This is a genomic window from Pantoea sp. B550 (assembly GCF_024158165.1).
Taxonomy (GTDB): Bacteria; Pseudomonadota; Gammaproteobacteria; order Enterobacterales; family Enterobacteriaceae; genus Pantoea; species Pantoea alfalfae.
Window position 1 is genome coordinate 141,861 of the sequence record NZ_JAMYXI010000001.1, and the last position, 18,505, is coordinate 160,365.

An 18,505-nucleotide genomic window follows, 5' to 3' on the forward strand; every position below is an offset into this window, starting at 1 on the left:
GAACATGGCTTCAAACAATAGCCATCAGTGCTGAAGCCAGATTGCATCATCCCGGTTGCTTTAGCCTGCATTGCGCTCAAAGTGGCTGTTCACAAAGGCACGACAGCGCGGCGAGATCGGATCGAGGAACACCTGTTCCGGTGAGCCCGACTCCTCAATCATCCCCTGATGCAGAAACACCGCTTTGTTCGATACGTCACGCGCAAAGCCCATTTCATGAGTCACGATAATCATGGTGCGCCCTTCTTCTGCCAGACTGCGGATCACCCGCAGTACTTCACCCACCAGCTCCGGATCCAGCGCAGAGGTCGGCTCATCAAACAGGATCGCTTTCGGCTGCTGCGCCAGCGCCCGGGCAATCGCCACGCGCTGCTGCTGTCCGCCGGAAAGCTGCGACGGCCAGGCGTCGCGTTTTGCATAGAGTCCCACTTTATGGAGCAGCGCTTCTGCTTCTTCAATCGCCTCTTTATGGCTGCGCTTCTGCACATGAACCGGTGCTTCAATGATGTTCTGCATCACCGTTTTATGCGGCCACAGGTTGAAGCTCTGAAATACAAAGCCGAGCTGCATTCGCATCAGCTTGATGCGACGGCGCTGCTCGCGGCTCAGTTTTTCGTCGGCGTTATCCAGCGTGACGTTCACCTCGCCGACCGCAATTTCGCCTGCCTGTGGCACTTCAAGAAACGGAATGCAGCGTAGCAGCGTACTTTTGCCTGAGCCGCTGGCACCGATCAGCGAAATCACATCGCCATCCTGCGCAGTCAGGCTGATGTCGTGCAGCACTTCGTGTCCCGCATAACTCTTTCTGAGATGACTCAGCATGATGGTGGGTGCGGTCATGAGCGTGCTCCAAAATAGTAAGGTGATAAGCGTCGTTCCAGCATCGATACGCCTTTGCTGACCAGCATGGTGAGTATCAGATAGATCACCGCTGCGCTCAGGAACACCTCCAGCGCCCGGAAAGTGGAAGAGACTATCGAGTCGGCAATGCCAGTCATCTCCATCAGGCTGATAGTGCTGACCAGCGACGTCGCTTTGATCATCGAGATGATCTCATTGCTGTAAGCCGGCAATGCCTGCCGAATCGCAATCGGTAAAGTGATGCGAGTAAAGATTTTATACGACGACATGCCCGAGACTTTAGCGGCCTCCAGCGACTGCTGACTGACGGCACGCAGCCCGCCGCGCAGGATCTCCGAGGTGTAGGCGGCATCATTCAGAATCAGCGCCAGCAAGCCGCACCAGTAGGGATCGCGCAGCAGCGGCCAGAACAGGCTTTCCCGCACCGCCGGTAAACTGCCAAGACCGTAATAGACCATAAAGATCTGTATCAGCAGCGGCGTACCACGAAACAGCCAGACGTAGAAGCGACAGAAAACGCTGCCGACACGCGTCATGCGCAGCAGGTTAAGCAGCAGCGCCAGCACGCCGCCGCCAGACAGTGAGAGCAGCGCCAGGTTGATGGTCAGCGGCAATCCTTTCAGCAGCGCCAGCAGCGTCTGCTGTAAAAACATGATATCCACGTGGACTCCTTATCCCTTCACGCGCTGTTGACCGCGCATCGCAAACTTTTCCACGTAGCGGAAAACCATATCGGAACAGGTGGTGATAATCAGGTAGATCACCGCACCCACGCTGTAGAAGAAAAAGGACATCTGGGTGGAGTTGGCTGCGGTGGAGACCTGGTTCATCGTTTCCACCAGTCCGGTGACCGAGACCAGCGCCGACTCTTTGATCACCGATTGCCACTGGTTGCCCATGCCGGGCAGCGCAGTGCGTAACGCCTGCGGCACGATAATGCGGCGAAACATCATCAGCCGCCCCATGCCGGTCACGGTCGCCGCTTCCAGCGTTCCGCCGGGAATGGCGTAGAAGGCGCCACGGAATACCCCGCTCTGATAGGCACCAGAGATCAGCCCGATGGCAATCGCGCCCGCCACAAAGCCGTTCACATCGAACGGTCCCTGGAAGCCCAGCGCGGTGCCCACGGTTGAGACCACCTGTCGTCCACCGAAGTAGAAGAGGTAGATCACCAGCAGTTCCGGCACGCCGCGAAACAGTGTGATATAGCCTGCCGCCAGTCGCTGCTGCCAGCGCGAACCGGCAATCTGTATCCAGCAGAGCACGCTGCCCAGCAACGCACCCAGCAGCCAGGCGCATATCGATACGCTGACGGTAACGGCGGCGGCATTAAGCAGCACGCCACCCCAGCCCTCATCCCCGAAGCCCAGTATCTGCCAGTCAATATTCATCAGCATCAGCGGTTACGCTTTCGGCGCGACATCTTCGCCAAACCATTTGATCGACAGTTTGCTCAGCGTCCCATCTTTGATCATGGCGTCCAGCGCCTGATTCAGCACCTGCTGCAGCTCACTGTTGCCTTTACGCAGACCAATCGCCGAGCCTGCGCCCAGCACGCCACCGGAGAAGCCATAGCCGCTGCTGCTGATCGACTCAGCATGTTTTTTCACAAAGGCGTTGAGGTTGGTACGAGACGCCATGACGGCATCCACCCGGCCATTCATCAGGTCGGCGAAGGTTTCAGGACCCGCCTGATAGGTGCGGATAGTGGCAACATCGCCCAGGTATTTTTGAAGGAAATCCGCCTGAATGGTGGCGACCTGCACCGCAATGGTTTTGCCTTTGAACGTGGTTTTCAGATCGTCGATTGCTTTTTTCATGCCGGCGTCATCATTCGCCGTCACAATCGTGCCGCTGCCTGGCAGCGTGGCCAGCGGGCTTTTTTTCGCAGTCACAAAGCTGGAGACGCTGACGGTGTACTGATGGGTAAAATCGATCGCTTCAGCACGTTTTGGCGTTACGGTCACCGCATCGATCACCGCATCATATTTACCGTCGATAAGACCTGGGATCATGCCCGACCATTTCTGGGCGATGATTTCATATTTAAAGCCAGCACGTTTAGCCAGTTCCGCCACCATATCCGGCTCATAGCCGACGATTTTGCCGCTCGGTGTGGTCTGGTTGAACGGAGGATAAGCCGCTTCAGTCGCAAACTTAAGGGTGCCGAAATCTTTCGCCTGGCTGAACGCGGAAGTGGCGAGCAGCGCCACGGTCAGAGAAGCCGTGAACAGGCGGTTACGCATCATCATATAAACCTCATTTATTTATTATTAAGAGAGTAAATCAATTGCAAGGCGGGTCAGCGCCTGCGTCCCGGCGGTAATGCTGCGTTCGTCCGGCTGATAGTCGGAGTTATGCAGGTGATCGTCACGGCCCGGCGTGGCCGATCCAATATGAATCTGGCAGCCCGGTACCCGTTCCGTGAACAGTGAAAAATCTTCGGCACCAAAGCTGGCGCTGGGCTGCGCAATGATGGGCTTATCAAACTGATGCGACAGAATCTGTTCCAGTGAATCGATCAAACGATCGTCATTCATCAGAGGCGGCACGCCGCGCTGGAAGTTAACCTCCACCCGTACGTTTTGCGCCAGCGCCACCCCTTCGCACATCCGTTTAAACGAGGCTTCCATAGCAGCGCGTACTTCCGGCGACTTAGTCCGGATGGTGCCCTGAAACAGGCAGCTATCGGGAATGATATTGTGGGTGGTACCACCCTGAATGTGCCCGATGGTTAGTACGGCGGAGTAAGCGGGATCGCGTTCACGTGAGATGAGGGTCTGTAGCTGGCTGATGAGATGCACGGTCGCGATAATCGGATCGGTGCCCATGTGAGGACGTGCCGCGTGGGTCGATACGCCATGTACCGTAACGTCGAATTCATCACTGGAGGCGGTGCTGGCCCCGCGCGTCAGGGCGACTTCCCCCGCAGCCAGTTCAGGCTTGTTATGCAGGGTCACGGCCCAGTCGATGCCATCTGCCGCGCCGTCCGCAATCATCGCCTCAGCGCCACTTTCTGGCGTCTCCTCCGCGGGCTGGAATATCAGCCGGACCCGGCCTTTGAGCTGCTGACGATAGTGCGGCAGGATCGTTGCCACACCCAGCATCGTTGCGGTGTGAATATCATGCCCACAGGCATGCATTTTTCCGGGATAGCGGCTGGCAAACGGTAAACCGGTCTGCTCATGGATTGGCAACGCGTCCATGTCGGCGCGCAACAGCAGCGTCTTACCCGGCTCTGCGCCGTCGATATCCACCACAACACCGCTGCGACCAACGCCGGTGCGGGGATTGAGTCCCAGCGCCTGCAGATACTCTGTGACCAGGCTGGCGGTACGCAGCGTATCAAAGCCTAATTCCGGATGCGCATGGATATCACGTCGAATCGCCACTAACTGCGATTCAAGTTCATTAACTCTGGCTTTTATTTCCCCGGCCAGTCGTGCTTTTTCCTGATTCATAGCAGCCCCGGCAATATGCGAGCGGCACTTTGCTGCCGACCGCTATTTTAATCTTATCCTGATGGCGGACGTTGATGACCGTTTATTTATTCACAGCACGCGACAGAAAGCAACGCGCAACAGCCTGCTCTACATGCTTAAAAAATCAATAAGATAGTGTTATTTATTGGAAACCTGTATGAGATAATAGCGGAGCAGCAATAATATTAATAATCCGCCACACGACATTACTTTCCCTACTGTCACTGAGGTGATATTGCGCTTTTATCCGGAGAGGGAACAAAGAAGTCTGCCAGTATTTCCGCTAATTTCTCGGGTTGTTCGTCGGGAATAAAATGGCCGCAGTTGAGAACAGTTTCACTGCTTACCTGATGCGCTACGGTGCGCAGCGGGGTGGCCATATCGGGTATCGATCCCTGGTCGGCACTGACAGCCAGCAGCGGTAAAGCCAGTTTGCCTGTTAACGCGCGCTGTCGATTCTGTTCTGCCGACTGTGCAAAAGCGCGGTAAAAAGCCAGTCCGGCCCGCAAGGCTCCGGGCTGCTGAAAAACGCGCAGATATTCACGACGGGCTGCCGCATCGATGCGATGTGGATTAGCTGACTTACGGTTAAAAAACCAGTCCAGGTAGATCGCCTCTCTGCCAGTGATCAGCGCTTCCGGTAAATCATCCACACAGTGAAATCCAAAATGCCAGGTTTTCCAGGCGCTATCACCCACCATTGGCAGTAAGTCAGGCAGTGTGATGCCGGGAATGCCGCCATCCAGCAGCGCGAGACGCCTGACCTTTTCGGGATGGCCTGCCGCCAGTGACCAGGCTACCCACGCCCCGATATCATGCCCGGCCAGATGAAAGCGTTCGATACCCAGCAGGTCCAGCAGCGCCAGTATGCGCTCTGCCACGCTGTCAGTGTCGTAACCACTGGCTGGAAAGTCAGAATCACCCTGCCCTGGCAGGTCGGGTGCGATCACGTGAAAGCGGCTGGCAAGCAAGGGAATAACCTCCCGCCAGGCATAACTGCTTTGCGGGAAACCCGCGAGCAAAACCACAGTCTCAGCGTGTTCACTGCCTGAGCTGAGGTAGTGCAGCCGCTGCGCGTCAATATTAATGAAGTGGTGCTGGTAGAGTGGATATACGTGCATAAAACCTCCGGAAAATAAGGAAACGATCACTTCCTTAATGAATAAAAAATTTAGTCGAGTAATTTCAGCGCCAGGGGGATGATGCTGACATCGGGCCGGGTCGCAGCAACTTTACCGGCTACCCGCATCCCCAGCACGATGCAAAGCATTAACGAAGCGGTGGCCTCTCTGTCCAGTGCGGGATTGATCGAACCATCCTGCTGACCCAGGCTGATTATCTGCTGCAGATTCTGCTGGTTGCGTATTAGCGCCGCGCTGACGGCTCCGGCAAGTTTCTCATCCAGAGTTTGCAGCTCCACGGCGCTGACAGCGACCAGACAGCCGCGCTCACCTTCGACATCGCGCACTGAATCCACATAAAAATTGAGTAGCGCCGCCAGTTTCTCACGGCCATTTTCACATTGCGCCAGCCGCGCGGCTAAACTGCTGTTACGCATTGAGAGATAGCGAGCAAAGACGCTTGCAAACAGCGTGCGCTTGTCGGTAAAAGCTTTATAGATGCTGCCGGTAGTGAGTTGCATTGCCTGGCCCAAATCGCCTATCGAGGTGGCGTGATAGCCCTTTTGCCGGAATACCAGCATTGCGCTGTCCAGTGCCGCATCGGTATCAAACGCCCGCGGTCGTCCCCGTTCTTTAAAACGGTTATCGTTCATCGCAAACACCATTAGAGAATGATCATTTCCTTTAAGATAGACTGATTTGTCCCGCAATGAAAATCTTTTTCCCAGCCGCTAAACAATGCATTATGACGCTGATACGCATTTCATAACCTTTCTCCAGCCCTTCCCCCCTCTGACCTGACGCAAGGCACTGAAGCTTAAGCCTCATCTATACTGCAGCTTATCTTTGCTGAAGGAGCCCAATCATGGGACTGAGCTGGTTTACCCTGTGGCCGCCACTGGCACGCGTGCTGTTTATCCTCGCCTGTCTGACCATTATTCTCACCGGCCTTTATCTGGCAGCACCGCTGATCAATCAGGTTCTGCTGGCGATGTTACTGGCCATCATGCTTGATCCCCTGATTACCCGGCTGGAAAACAAACGCATACCGCGCATCGTCTCGTCACTACTGGTGATTATGCTGATGCTGTTGATCATGGTGGTCACTATCCTCAAGTTAACCGTGCTGACCCCCGATTTGATGCAGCTCAGCCGCCAGGCGCCCGTGCTGCTGGCGGCCCGGCTTGAACAGCTGACGCTGGCCTTTGCCCGCCTCGATATCGGTATGACGCCCGACCAGTTGCTGACCTTTGTGGATGCGGGGGCAATAGTGCGCATCGTCACTGCATTTCTGACGCAAATTCCCGGCGTCATCTCCTGGTGGATCATGGTGTTCCTGATGCTGTTGTTCATGCTCTATGAGATGCCGCTGCTGAAAGCGGCGCTTCAGCAGCGGGTCAGCGGAAAAAATCAGGCCTTTTATCTGGCGCTGCAGGAGGGAATTGAGAGCGTTATTGTTTATGCCAGGGTGAAAACATTGACCAGTATTCTTGGCGGGATCATCGTGGGTTTAGGTGCACACCTGATCGGACTGAAGTTTGCCTTTTTCTGGGGCGTGTTAATGTTTATTTTTAACTACGTGCCGGTGCTGGGTTCTTTCCTGGCCGCAATTCCGCCAGTGATCCAGAGCTACATCATGTTTGATTTACAGGTTGCGCTGGCGGTCTCAGGCTTCTTTATGGTGCTGAACCTCTGCCTGAGTTCGGTGATTGAACCTCTGCTGATTGGTAAACGACTCAATCTGGCGCTCACCACACAGCTGCTGGCGTTTCTCTTCTGGCAGGCATTACTGGGGATTACGGGCGGGATACTGGCTATTCCTCTGACCTATCTGATTAAGAAGGTCCTGCTGGCGAGCAATCCGCAGCAGGACCCGGAGTCAGAGTTAACTCAGTGACGCCGTCTTCACCCGCCATGCGCGGGTGAGGCGTTTCTCAATCTCAACCACAATGAAGATCGCGATGCTGACAATTAGCGAAATCAGCCAGTAGTTAATTGACAGTGGGCGCGTACCAAACAGCGTATTCATTAATGGCACATAGATAATGATCGCCTGAAGAACAATCAGTACCAGCGTCACCAGCCAGATTCCGCGGTTTTTCAGCAGACCGCGATCCAGTGAGAAGCCATCAGAATTACGGCAGTTAAGCATGTAAGCCCATTGCGCGGTGACCAGCATCTGCAGGAGGACGGTGCGGATAAACTCAGCGCTGTAGCCGCGCGGTTGCAGCCAGGCCTCCAGCACAAAGGCACTGATGGAGATTAGCAGGCCGACAAACACCACGCGCCAGATAGCATAAGCATCCATTACATGCGCTTTCACATTACGCGGTGGCCGGCGCATCGCATTGGCTTCAGCAGGTTCAAACGCCAGACCAAACGACAGCGTGGCCGACGTCGCCATGTTCATCCACAGGATCTGTACCGGAGTCAACGGCAGCAGATTGCCCATCAGAATCGCGATAATAATCAGCAGGCCCTGCGCCAGGTTTGTTGGCATGATAAACAGAATGGTTTTCCTGAGGTTGTCGTAAACGCGACGTCCTTCTTTCACCGCCGCAGCGATAGTGGCGAAGTTATCGTCGGCCAGAATCATATCGGCCGCCTCTTTTGTCACCTCGGTGCCTTTGATGCCCATCGCAATGCCGACGTTGGCCTGTTTCAGCGCCGGTGCGTCATTCACACCGTCGCCGGTCATGCCGACGATCTCACCGCTCGCTTCCAGCGCTTTCACCAGACGCAGTTTATGTTCCGGGCTGGTTCGGGCGAAGATGTCATAGGTTTTTGCGGCGTCGGCCAGTTCGGCATCGCTCATGTGTTCAAGCTGGTAGCCGGTGATGGCGGCCTGACTGTTGCCAATACCCAGCATCTGACCAATCGCCATCGCGGTTTCCTGATGGTCGCCGGTGATCATTTTGACGCGAATACCCGCTTTCTGACACTCGTCGATGGCGGCAATCGCTTCCGGGCGTGGGGGATCCATCATGCAGGCAAGACCCAGCAGCACCATGTCACTTTTCAGATCGGCATGGTCCAGCGCGGTAACGGGTGCAGATGTTCGCTTCCAGGCGGCGGCTACGGTGCGCAGCCCTTCGCTGGCGTAAGTGGTGATGGCGGCATCCCAGTAAGCGCGATCAATCGGCTCGGCGCCCTCCGGTGTTTGCTGCTGCTGACACAGCGTCAGCAGTACATCTGGCGCACCGGTCAGCAGCACATAAGATTCGCCGCTGGCATCACAACTGACCGCCATATATTTATAGAGGGAATCGAACGGCAGCTTGCTCACCACCTCAACCGGCTGAGGTGTCGTCTGGCCCTTCGCCGCCAGCACCTTCAGCGCGCCTTCAGTCGGGCCGCCAACAATCGTCCAGTGACCCTGACTTTCCTGACGCAGCTGGCTTTCATTACAGGTGTCTACCGCATGCAGGAACTGCTGAAACAGCGGATCCTGGGCCGCAGAGAGTCCACTTGCGTCGCCCTGCTCAGCAACAATCTCCCCTTTGGGTTCATAGCTGTTTCCGCTGACGCGCCAGCGGCTCTTCGCCAGCACTACGGCTTTCACCGTCATCTCATTCATGGTGAGCGTGCCGGTTTTATCGGAACAGATCACGGACATCGCGCCCAGTGTTTCGACAGTCGGCAGCTTACGGATAATCGCTTTAGTGCGCGCCATCGACTGCACGCCCAGCGACAGGATGATGGAGATGATAGCGGGAAGACCTTCCGGCACGGCCGCAACCGCCAGGCTGATCACGGAAAGAGACAGCTCACCCAATGGAATGTCACGCAGCAGGTAACCGAAGATAAACAGAGCGACCATCATCAGCAGGATGATGAAAAAGATCGCTTTACCCAGTTTGTCGATCTGCACCAGCAGCGGGGTTTTAGCCTCTTTTATGCCGCTGATCATTTCGTTGATATGGCCCAGTTCCGTGTCACCCCCACTGGCGATGACCACACCTGAGGCGGTGCCGGAACTGACTGTGGTGCCGGAAAACGCCAGATTCAGACGGTCCCCCAGCGATTTTTCACCGCTCAGCGTGTCGATTTTCTTCGACACCACCGTTGATTCGCCGGTAAGTATCGCCTCTTCAACCCGCAGGTTATTAACTTCAAACAGTCTCAGGTCAGCCGGGATTTTGTCGCCGGGTCGTAACATCACCACGTCACCGACCACAATATCGCGTGTTGCGACGGTGACCTGTTTGCCGTCCCGCACCAGCATCGCTTCACTGGCGAGCATGTTCTGAATGCTTTTCAGCGATTTCTCGGCATTGCTCTCCTGAATAAAGCCGATTAGGGCATTGATAACGGCCACGCCGATAATGACAAAGGTATCAACCCAGTGGCCCATAAGCGCGGTGATCACCGCTGCGGCCAGCAGAATATAAATCAGCACATCTTTAAAATGGGCGATAAATTTGAGCAGCGCTGATTTATCCGCTTTTTGCGGCAGCGCGTTTGGCCCCTGTTTATGCAGACGTTCCTGTGCGTCAGCAGTCGATAATCCTGCTGGAGAGCTTTGCAGGTCAGAAAATATCTCGACTACACTACGCTGATACCAGGGGCGCTCAGATAAAGCTAACGCTTTATCCTGCTTATCATTATTTAGCATATATAAACCTCGTGCCATTTAGCGATGAATTAAAGGCGCAATTAAAAGACATGCATTTTGCGGGGAGCCGCTCCCGCAGGTAATGACCGATATCATATTTAGGTAAGAAACGTCTGATGAATAACATAAAATGGCTAAATTAAATCTAACCTATATTATGAGAATAACAACGTTGTTTTTGTTTAGGTAAGGTTTAAGTATGCTGATGCAGTGTGCTTCGGCTTGTACTCTGGCTCGCAAAAGGAAACTCTGATGAAAAAACAGAGCATTATCATGCTTTGCGGTTTCGTTATTCTCGCGGTCACCGCAACCACATTAGTCGGCTTACTGACCTGGCTGGTGGTCTCTCATATGGCAGCGTAACCCGATCCAGGCGAAGCGGCCCTGCCGTCTCGTTAAAATAAGATTACGAATATTAAAAAATATTTTTATCCCGGTGGCGATAAGCACCAGGCTAATGACGCCTTAACGCTTATTAAACCGCAGTGAAATAGCTGATGTTAAGGCGAATAAAATGATTAAACGCAAGGTTATTCCTGTTTTTCTCTGTTGCTTATTTATGACAGCATGCGATGAAAAAAAAGAACCGGACGTGCCACCACCCCGCGTAATAAAAGTTTTTACCCTTGAGCCGGACATTGCGCAGAATATCCGGGTATTTCCTGCCCGTATTCAGGCTGGAGATAATACCGACCTGGCTTTCAAAAGGGCGGGCCAGCTGGTACAGCTCGACATCCGTGACGGAACGCCCGTGAAAGCGGGTCAAATTCTTGCCACCCTGAACGACACGGATGCGACACTGCGGGTGCGCGATCGTCAGACCGCGCTACAGCTGGCGGAGCGGCAATTTCAGCGCTTTAACACGCTGGCCCAGCGCAGCGCCGTTTCAAAATCGGAAATGGATGTGCAGCGTGCTAACCGTGATGCCGCCGCTACCGCACTGAAAATCGCGCAGGAAGAGTTACAGTTCCTGACCCTGCGCGCGCCGTTTGATGGGGTGATTGCCAGAGTACAGGCGCGTAATCATCAGGTCGTAGCCGCCGGACAGCCGATTGCGCTGCTGACCCGGGCCGATCTGCTCGATGTTATCTTCACGCTGCCTGAAACCCTCTTTACCAGCCTGGACATCCAGAATATTCACTATCAGCCGGAGGTGCAGTTTAACGCCCTGCCAGGCCGCTTTTTCAACGCGCAATATAAAGAGCACACCAGCCAGACCGACGCTGCCACGCTGACGTACCAGGTGGTGCTGACCATGCTGCGTCCCGATGATCTGCCTGGCGTTGCCGGCCTTAGCGGCTCAGTGCGCGTTAAGCTGCATAACCTGCCGAATGCCCCAGCGCAGCCGCGGCTGGTGGTACCGGCGGCTGCGGTGTTCAATCCCGATCGCAGCCCCACTAATCAGCCGCACGTCTGGCTGGTTGAGCAGGATGGCGAGGCTCTGCGCATTAAAGATCGCCCTGTCGAAGTAGGTCGTCTTACCGCGCAGGGCATTGAAATTATCAGCGGGCTGCAGCCGGGCGACCGCATTGTTGCTGCCGGTGTGGGTGAGCTGCGTGACGGTGAGGCGGTGCGCATCTGGCAGCGTGAGCGGGGGTTATAATGCGTATTCAGGAGCACTTTCTTGATAAACCCATTCGCATCTGGATGGTTATTCTGCTGCTGGGCGTGGGCGGCATTTATGCCCTGCTGAACATTGGCCGCCTTGAGGATCCGCTGTTTACCATCAAGTCGGCGGTGATTGTCACCCACTATCCTGGCGCGTCAGCCCAGCAGGTCGAAGAAGAGGTGACCCTGCCGCTGGAGAATGCGCTGCAGCGCCTGCCATCACTGGACAATGTCACGTCTATTTCAGGCAACGGCTTGTCGCAGATTACCGTCAATATCCACACCCGCTATCTTGCCGATCAGCTGCCGCAAATCTGGGATGAGCTACGTCGCCGCGTCGGCGATGCGGCCCGGCAGTTTCCTCCAGGCGTGCAGGCTCCACTGGTGAACGACGACTTCGGCGATGTGTATGGCTATTTCTTCGTTATCCACGGCAAAGACTTTACGAACAGCGAACTGCGTAACTATGCCGATCAGCTGCGGCGCGATCTCGTACTGGTGCCGGGCGTGGCGAAAGTCGCGGTAGCGGGCGTTGAGCAGGAGGAGGTCCGCATTGCCCTTTCCGCCAGCAAAATGACCGCCTATGGTATGACGCCGCAGCGCATCGCCGATCTGCTGAACCGGAATAACAGTGTTGCCAGTGCCGGCACGCTGCGGGTCGATAGCGAATCCATCCGTTTTCACCCTACCGGCGAGCTAAAGACACTCGACGACCTGGCGAATCTGCCCATTCTGCCTGCGGGCAGCGCGCAGAACGTGCATCTGCGCGATATCGCCACCCTGACACGTGGCGTGACCGATAATCCGGCCAATATCTACTTTGCCGATGGTGAAGCGGCACTGGCAATCGGCATTTCGTTTGCGCCTGGCGTCAACGTGATTGATGTTGGCGACGCGCTCTCCGCCCGGATAGCGCACTATCAGCAGGATACCCCCGCCGGGATCAGCCTGAAGGTGTTCTACAATCAGGCGCACGAGGTGAAACAGTCTGTTGATGGCTTTATCCTCAACTTTCTGATGGCGTTGGCAATTGTAGTGGGAACGCTGCTGCTGTTTATGGGCCTGCGCAGCGGCATGGTGATTGCCGCATCACTGGCGCTTAACGTGCTCGGCACACTACTGATCATGTACCTGTTTAAACTGGAACTGCAGCGGGTATCGCTGGGCGCGCTGATTATTTCGCTCAGCATGCTGGTGGATAATGCCATCGTCGTCGTCGAAGGGGTGAAGATCGATCATCAGCGCGGACATCCTTTGCAGCAGGCGATTTCCCGCATGGTACGCCGTACAGCCCTGCCCCTGCTGGGTGCCACGATTATCGCGATACTTGCCTTCGCACCGATTGGCCTGTCGCAGGACTCAACCGGCGAATATTGTAAATCGCTGTTCCAGGTGCTGCTGATTTCGCTGATGCTGAGCTGGGTAACCGCGCTGACACTGACCCCGGTATTTATTAACTGGAGCGAGAAACGTCGTGGCGCAGCAAAGCCCGCCAAAACTGACCTCTCCGATCCTTACCAGGGCATCGTTTTTCGGCTCTACCGCCAGGCGCTGGGCGGCCTTTTGCGTTTTCGCTTGATCACGCTGGCGACGATGGTCGCGCTGCTGGCACTGTCGCTGTATGGCTTTACTCTGGTGAAGCAGAACTTTTTCCCCTCATCCAGCACGCCGGTCTTTTTTACCGATCTCTGGCTGCCCTATGGCACCGATATTCACTACACCGCAGATACTGCGGGGGAAATAGCCCGGTTTATTAATCAGGATCCGGCTGTTACGGCAACGGTGACCACAGTGGGTCAGGGTGCACTGCGTTTTACCCTGACGTATGACGCGGCGCGCCAGTACAGCAACTTCGCACAGATTATGGTGCGGGTTAAGGATGCCCGGCAGCTGGATGCACTGGCGCTGAAGACCGAGCATTATATTCAGCAGAACTTCCCGCAGGTGAATCAGCGCATCAAGCGCATTCAGTTTGGCAGCGCCAGTGACAGCGCGATTGCCCTGAGAGTAACCGGCCCGGATCCGGAAGTGCTGCGTCACATCGGCAGCCAGCTGGATGCGATTTTTCTGGCGGATGGATCGACGTTCCCGGTACGTAATGACTGGCAGGAGCGCAGCAAAGTGATCCGCCCGGTCTATTCGGCACTGCGTGGTCAGGAGCTGGGCATTGATAAGCGCGATATCGATCAGGCGCTGAGAATGAATTTCAGCGGCGATGCCGTGGGCATTTTCCGGGACGGATCGCGGCTGATGCCGGTGATGCTCTATCCGGCTGATGAAGAGCGGCAGAGTGTTGATCACATCGAAAACATTCAGCTCTGGAGCGCTGCCCTGCAGCACTTTGTGCCGCTGAGCAATGTGATTTCTGACTTCCGGCTGGAGTGGGAAAACCCGCTGATTATGCGTCGTGACCGTACGCGCGTGCTGACGGTGCAGACGGATCCCGATCCCGCCTCAGGCTTAACATCCGCGCAGGTAGTGGCACGGGTTCAGCCGCAGATCGATCAGCTTAAACTCCCGGCGGGCTATCGACTGGATTGGGGTGGCGAACTTGAGAGCTCACGAGAAGCACAAAGTGGTCTGCTGAGTTCGCTGCCGGTAGGCTTTCTGGCCATGTTCATCATTACCGTGCTGATGTTCAACTCGCTGCGTGACGCCGTCGCAATCTGGATCACCGTGCCGCTGGCGATGATTGGTGTGACCTGTGGCTTTTTGATCACCGGTATTCCCTTTGGCTTTATGGCGCTGATCGGGCTGCTCAGCCTGTCAGGGATGTTGCTCCGCAACGGGATCGTGCTGATTGAGGAGATCCGGCTGTTCCGGCAGGAGAAGCCGTTGCAGCTCGCGATTATTGATGCGGCGACGTCGCGCCTCCGCCCTATCCTGCTGACGGCCTTTACTACCGTACTTGGCCTGCTGCCGCTGTTGCGCGACGTTTTCTTCCAGAGCATGGCGGTGGTGATTATTTTTGGTCTGGGATTTGCAACGGTGCTGACCCTGCTGGTGCTGCCGGTGATCTATCGCTGCTTCCACGGACGGGAGGCGCACGGTGAATAAGACCGGGCTGGCAATGCTGAAGACGCTGGCCTGCATCACCGCCGTGTCGTTTTTCACGCTGTATCAGAGTTACGACAGCTACCATTACGACGTTAATCTGACGCTGAATGTGCTGAGTTTTATCTCGACCATTGCTACGCCGCTCTATTTTCTGCTGAGCGGCTATCTCGACGCGGGCGAGCTGCACACACCCGCATGGCAGCTTGGCAAAATTCGCCGCATTATGCTGATTTTTATCTTCTGGTTCAGCTTTTTCTGGTTTGCCGGGATGCACCACAAAGGCTACCTGATCCAGCCGTGGTTTGTGATTGCACTGATTGTCATTTACATCTCGCATCCGCTAATCGACTGGCTGATTCAGCGGCCTGGCGCAATGGCAGCAGGGATTTTATTGTTGCTGGTGCTGGCCTTTGCTTATGACCTGCTCGCCAGCCTCTATCCGGACCAGCGGGCCTTTTCGCTGCTGCCACAGTACCGAATCTGGACCTGGGTACTTTATTACCTTACGGGCCGACTGATGGCTGCGCCACGGGTGATGCAGTTACTGACATCACCCAGAGTCATAAAGGTGAGCCTTCTACTGCTGCCCGCGGTGTATCTCTTTACCTGGCTGTATGAGCGCTATTACTTTATCGCGCGCTTTCTGGCGACCCACAATGATGTGGTGCTGACCGGCTCACAGGTTTATCTGCTGGTGGTGCTGATCGTGATCAGCGTTAACGCTATCCGGCTGCCGGATAAAGCCCAATGGCTGACCTCATTTCTGACCACACTCGGCAAGACCATGACCGGTGTTTATATCCTGCATTACCTGATTTTTGGTGTGCTGGCAGCCGCTATCCGCATTCAGACTCTGGGCGATAAACTGCTGGTCATCGCCCTGACGCTGATCATCTCGATGGCGCTGTCACTTCTGCTGTTGCGCATCCCCGGCGTCCGTAAGCTGATCAGCCTGTAGTCGCCGCGCGGCCCGCTCAGTTGCTGCACGGCGCGTAGCAATGAACTCAGCCATTTTCGCCCGTGCCTGCGCCACCTCCGCGGTCTGCGCGGTCTGCGGCGAGCCGGAGGAAAACGGTGGTTCGGGGTCATATTCCATCTGCAGCTGAACGGCTCTGGCGACGGCGTCTCCTGCGATTTCCGCCACCAGCGTCAGGGCAAAATCGATGCCGGAGGTGACGCCTGCGCCGCTGATACGGTTGCGGTCACGCACCACCCGCTGATTCACTGGCTCCGCGCCCAGCAAAGCTAGTTGATCGATGGAACTCCAGTGTGAGGTCGCTCGGTATCCTTTCAGCAATCCGGCAGCGCCCAGCATCAGCGAACCGGTACAGACCGAAGTGACCCATTGCGCCTGGTCAGCCTGCCGTCGCAGAAAATTCAGCGTTTCATCATCCGACATCAGGGCAATCTGTCCTGGCCCGCCCGGTACGCAGATCACATTCAGTAATGGACAATCGTCCAAGGTGGTAGTCGGTAATATCGACAGGCCGCGATCGGAGCGTACCGGCTGACGATTTTTCCAGATCAGATGGCACTCCACGCCGGGCGTGCGTGCAAATACCTCCCACGGGCCGGTTAAATCGAGCTGGGTAACATCAGGGAAAAGTAACAGACCAATCTGTAGCGGACGATTCATGCGTAAACTCCGGCGGGTGATGAGTGACCATCATGCCGTGATGCCCGGTCAGATAGCAATCCTGGGCGCTGGAGGCGCTTTACAGTGATGTCCGGGGAAGTCGTGTAAAGCAGCATCAGGCCACGCCGAGAAAACGCAACAGCGCGGTCATCGCTGCCGCCCCCAGAATAATGACAATCAGTGGAGCCCGACGCCAGGCCAGCAACAGGGCAAACCCCACGCCCGCCACCCGTGCCACACCGGCAAAATGCTGGCCTTCAAACAGCGTGGTGGTCGCCGCGACGGCCAGCAGTAACACCGTGGCAGCGTCGGAGAGCATCTGCTGAGTGCGCTCGCTGATAGGCAGACGATTTCCCAGCCTGACACCGGCAAAGCGCATCAGATACGTTCCGGCGGCCAGCATGGCGATGCCGGCAATGATCATTCCCTGATGCGTCATTTGCGCGATCTCCATGTCAGCAGGCCAAGCAGCGAGAACAGTACTGGCATGCCCGCCGGAACCAGCGGCGTCGCCAGTAAGGAGAGCAGCGCGCCGACGGTGGCGGGGATTCTGGTTCGCCGCTGGCGCAGCGCCGGGAAGATCAGAGCAATCAGGATCGCCGGAAACACCGCATCCAGCCCAATCATTGAGACATCAGGAATAAACTGACCAATCGCCGCCCCGGTCATAACACTCACCGGCCAGATTAAGCCGATACCGAGGCCGCACAGCCAGTACGCGCTGCGACGCTGGGCAAGCTGTGGTTGTGAGATACCAAACACCACGCTTTCATCATTCATAATGTGACAGCCAAACCAGCCCAGGGAACCCTTTCCCACCAGATCTTTGACCGCAATGCCAAAAGGGAGATGACGTGCATTCACCAGCAGGCCCGCAGCGGCCGCGGTAAAGGGACTGCCGCCGCCAGCCACAATGCCGATAAACAGAAACTCAGACGCACCTGCCAGCACCAGCGTTGACAGTGCCAGCGGTACCCAGAGCGGAAACCCGTCGGCGGAGGCCAGCGAGCCATAGGATAAACCGACAATTCCATCAGCCAGGCAGACCAGAAAAATCGCTTTGATCACCCCTTTGTCCAGCAACTGCATTTGCGGAAAAAGCATTTCTCTGTCTCATAATGAACGTATAATCCGATATAATGAACACTGCAGCGGCGTTTTACAAGCCGAACAATTCGTTCGTTATAAAAAACTTTTCGTTTATCAGGAGTGCGTTTGAATACCCCTATCAGCATCATTGCCAATGCCTTAGTGCGTGAACGTCAGCGAGCCGGCCTGTCACTGGCCGAAGTCGCGCGCCGCGCCGGTATCGCCAAATCAACGCTCTCACAGCTGGAGGCGGGTAATGGCAATCCGGGCATTGAGACGCTGTGGTCACTGTGCGTAACGCTGAATATTCCGTTTTCACGGCTGCTGGAGCCGGATGCGCGTCGTCTGCAGGTGATCCGCCGTGGAGAGGGCCTGACAGTAACCGCCGATCTGGCAGACTATCAGGCGGTTCTGCTGGCATCCTGCCCGCCTGGCGTCCGGCGTGATATCTATCTGCTGGAGGTTCAGCCTGGCAGTGAGCGCATATCGCAGCCCCATATTCCCAATACTATAGAGCATATTATTATTGCTAAAGGTCGGGCGCTGGTGGGGCCGGTGGAAAGCGCCGTAGAGCTGGATGTGGGTGATTACATTACCTATCCGGGCGACGAGCTGCATATCTTTCGGGCGCTGGAAGCCGATACGATGGCGCTGCTGGTGATTGAGCACAGCTGATCACTATTCAGGGAGCTTCTGCAGGGTTTCTGCGGGCGTGAGGTGAGTGATTAGCTGCACCTCACTGCTCAGCCTGATCTCCGGATAGTGCTCGCGCATCCCTTCCAGCAGCACCTCATCAGGCCATTTCTCCTGTTTTCCCAGCATTGCGGCGACTTCGCTTAAGCGCAGCGTGTCGACCTGCGTCACCGACACGATTACCGCGTCATTTTCATCCTGCTGATTCACCAGTCTCAGCGGGCCAATGGTGATATGGCCCTCCTGCCAGCGAATCGTCGAGGTTTTCTCTCCGCACCTGACGGCTGGCATCAGACGCGGAACAAGCGTGAGTTGTTGCATTTCCGCTCCTTTTAAACGCTCT

The 18,505-nt window shown here is 55.9% G+C and carries 17 protein-coding genes; 5 read left to right on the plus strand and 12 right to left on the minus strand.

Going from position 1 to position 18,505, the window contains the following annotated elements; all coding sequences use genetic code 11:
- Positions 1 to 60: 60 nt before the first annotated feature.
- The 7 genes from NIM72_RS00650 to NIM72_RS00680 form a co-directional block, all read right to left on the minus strand.
- Positions 61 to 840: an ABC transporter ATP-binding protein gene (locus NIM72_RS00650; protein ID WP_010246775.1), complete on the minus strand. Its 780-nt coding sequence runs from the start codon at positions 838 to 840 to the stop codon at positions 61 to 63.
- Positions 837 to 1,523: an ABC transporter permease gene (locus NIM72_RS00655; RefSeq protein ID WP_161736099.1), complete on the minus strand. Its 687-nt coding sequence runs from the start codon at positions 1,521 to 1,523 to the stop codon at positions 837 to 839. Before NIM72_RS00655 ends, NIM72_RS00650 begins: the two co-directional genes overlap by 4 nt.
- A gap of 9 nt (positions 1,524 to 1,532) precedes the next feature.
- Entirely contained in the window at positions 1,533 to 2,258 is a 726-nt protein-coding gene (locus NIM72_RS00660; RefSeq protein WP_202605044.1) for an ABC transporter permease, read from the minus strand.
- 6 nt (positions 2,259 to 2,264) lie between these two features.
- On the minus strand, positions 2,265 to 3,113 hold the full coding sequence (locus NIM72_RS00665) for a transporter substrate-binding domain-containing protein (protein WP_222925522.1): 849 nt from the start codon (positions 3,111 to 3,113) through the stop codon (positions 2,265 to 2,267).
- Between the two features lie 21 nt (positions 3,114 to 3,134).
- Positions 3,135 to 4,322: a M20 family metallopeptidase gene (locus tag NIM72_RS00670; protein ID WP_253417848.1), complete on the minus strand. Its 1,188-nt coding sequence runs from the start codon at positions 4,320 to 4,322 to the stop codon at positions 3,135 to 3,137.
- 242 nt (positions 4,323 to 4,564) lie between these two features.
- Positions 4,565 to 5,464 (minus strand): alpha/beta fold hydrolase, encoded by a 900-nt coding sequence (locus NIM72_RS00675; RefSeq protein WP_253417851.1) that lies wholly within the window; start codon positions 5,462 to 5,464, stop codon positions 4,565 to 4,567.
- Between the two features lie 50 nt (positions 5,465 to 5,514).
- A complete protein-coding gene (locus NIM72_RS00680; protein WP_253417853.1) occupies positions 5,515 to 6,129 on the minus strand; it encodes a TetR/AcrR family transcriptional regulator in 615 nt (204 codons plus the stop codon).
- A 200-nt stretch (positions 6,130 to 6,329) separates the two neighbouring features.
- Between NIM72_RS00680 and NIM72_RS00685 the strand changes: the two genes are divergently transcribed.
- Positions 6,330 to 7,361 carry an AI-2E family transporter gene (locus NIM72_RS00685; protein ID WP_253417855.1) on the plus strand — a complete coding sequence of 344 codons (1,032 nt, stop codon included), beginning with the start codon at positions 6,330 to 6,332 and terminating at the stop codon, positions 7,359 to 7,361.
- On the opposite strand, the gene NIM72_RS00690 is transcribed toward NIM72_RS00685, so the two are convergent.
- Complete coding sequence (locus NIM72_RS00690; RefSeq protein WP_253417857.1) at positions 7,350 to 10,079, minus strand: cation-transporting P-type ATPase; 2,730 nt, start codon at positions 10,077 to 10,079, stop codon at positions 7,350 to 7,352. The two genes, NIM72_RS00685 and NIM72_RS00690, sit on opposite strands and share 12 nt — an antisense overlap.
- Positions 10,080 to 10,593: 514 nt before the next feature.
- On the opposite strand from NIM72_RS00690, the gene NIM72_RS00695 reads away from it, so the two are divergent.
- Genes NIM72_RS00695 through NIM72_RS00705 form a run of 3 tightly spaced genes read left to right on the plus strand, consistent with a single transcriptional unit; the run spans position 10,594 to position 15,702 of the window.
- A complete protein-coding gene (locus tag NIM72_RS00695) occupies positions 10,594 to 11,682 on the plus strand; it encodes an efflux RND transporter periplasmic adaptor subunit (RefSeq protein WP_253417859.1) in 1,089 nt (362 codons plus the stop codon).
- Entirely contained in the window at positions 11,682 to 14,744 is a 3,063-nt protein-coding gene (locus NIM72_RS00700) for an efflux RND transporter permease subunit (protein ID WP_253417861.1), read from the plus strand. Before NIM72_RS00695 ends, NIM72_RS00700 begins: the two co-directional genes overlap by 1 nt.
- On the plus strand, positions 14,737 to 15,702 hold the full coding sequence (locus NIM72_RS00705) for an acyltransferase family protein (protein ID WP_161736387.1): 966 nt from the start codon (positions 14,737 to 14,739) through the stop codon (positions 15,700 to 15,702). The genes NIM72_RS00700 and NIM72_RS00705 overlap by 8 nt, the downstream gene beginning before the upstream one ends.
- Here NIM72_RS00705 and NIM72_RS00710 read toward each other — a convergent pair.
- The 3 genes from NIM72_RS00710 to NIM72_RS00720 all read right to left on the minus strand — a co-directional run bounded on the left by NIM72_RS00710 (position 15,652) and on the right by NIM72_RS00720 (position 17,484).
- Positions 15,652 to 16,380, minus strand: coding sequence for a DJ-1/PfpI family protein (locus NIM72_RS00710; protein ID WP_253417863.1), 729 nt, complete (start codon positions 16,378 to 16,380; stop codon positions 15,652 to 15,654). The genes NIM72_RS00705 and NIM72_RS00710 overlap by 51 nt on opposite strands.
- Before the next feature lie 115 nt (positions 16,381 to 16,495).
- The gene (locus NIM72_RS00715) at positions 16,496 to 16,819 is read right to left on the minus strand and encodes an AzlD domain-containing protein (protein WP_033784885.1); all 324 of its coding nucleotides are present in this window, start codon (positions 16,817 to 16,819) and stop codon (positions 16,496 to 16,498) included.
- Positions 16,816 to 17,484 carry an AzlC family ABC transporter permease gene (locus NIM72_RS00720; protein ID WP_202605068.1) on the minus strand — a complete coding sequence of 223 codons (669 nt, stop codon included), beginning with the start codon at positions 17,482 to 17,484 and terminating at the stop codon, positions 16,816 to 16,818. The genes NIM72_RS00715 and NIM72_RS00720 overlap by 4 nt, the downstream gene beginning before the upstream one ends.
- Positions 17,485 to 17,595: 111 nt before the next feature.
- Between NIM72_RS00720 and NIM72_RS00725 the strand changes: the two genes are divergently transcribed.
- Entirely contained in the window at positions 17,596 to 18,144 is a 549-nt protein-coding gene (locus tag NIM72_RS00725; protein ID WP_253417865.1) for a helix-turn-helix domain-containing protein, read from the plus strand.
- A 3-nt stretch (positions 18,145 to 18,147) separates the two neighbouring features.
- Here the strand turns inward: NIM72_RS00725 and NIM72_RS00730 are convergent, their stop codons facing one another.
- Positions 18,148 to 18,483, minus strand: a complete 336-nt coding sequence (locus tag NIM72_RS00730; protein ID WP_253417867.1) for an ASCH domain-containing protein — start codon at positions 18,481 to 18,483, stop codon at positions 18,148 to 18,150.
- Between the last annotated feature and the right edge of the window lie 22 nt (positions 18,484 to 18,505).